Origin of the sequence: Arthrobacter sp. 35/47 (genome assembly GCF_000520475.1) — a bacterium.
GTDB lineage: Bacteria > Actinomycetota > Actinomycetes > Actinomycetales > Micrococcaceae > Arthrobacter_D > Arthrobacter_D subterraneus.
Genome location: NZ_KI914616.1, coordinates 39322 through 39897 on the forward strand (window position 1 = coordinate 39322; position 576 = coordinate 39897).

The window sequence follows — 576 nt, forward strand, 5'->3', positions numbered from 1 at the left end:
ATGCTGCGGATTGCGCTGGAATCGTTGCCGGTGGTGACGCCGGAGAGGCCCGGCAGGCAGACGGTCCGTGACGCGTGGGGTGAAGTTGCCGCCGTCCGGCTCGGTGAATACGGAACTGTTCTGGCGGACACCGTGCTCGGACCGCTCGCCGCGATCTCCGTGCATGAGAAGGAGCGGCTGATCGAAACGGTGCAGCCGGAGGGGACGCGTCCGTGGCTGGCGCCGCTGGACTGTTTTGTTGCTCCGCCCGCCTCATCACTGGCGGAGGTGCCGCGGATGCTGCGGATTGCGCTGGAATCGTTGCCGGTGGTGACGCCGGAGAGGCCCGGCAGGCAGACGGTCCGTGACGCGTGGGGTGAAGTTGCCGCCGTCCGGCTCGGTGAATACGGAACTGTTCTGGCGGACACCGTGCTCGGACCGCTCGCCGCGATCTCCGTGCATGAGAAGGAGCGGCTGATCGAAACGGTGCAGGCATATTTCCGGACCGGGTCGGTCTCCGAGACTGCCGCGGAGCTGTACTGTCACCGGAATACGGTGCTGAACCGGCTGGCCCGGTTCAGCCAGCTCACCGGGTTT

The 576-nt window shown here is 66.7% G+C and carries 1 protein-coding gene; it reads left to right on the forward strand.

Annotated elements, in window-relative coordinates; translation table 11 throughout:
• Positions 1-576 (forward strand): helix-turn-helix domain-containing protein (locus X803_RS0113490; RefSeq protein ID WP_026545536.1); only part of this gene is annotated, 576 nt, incomplete at both ends.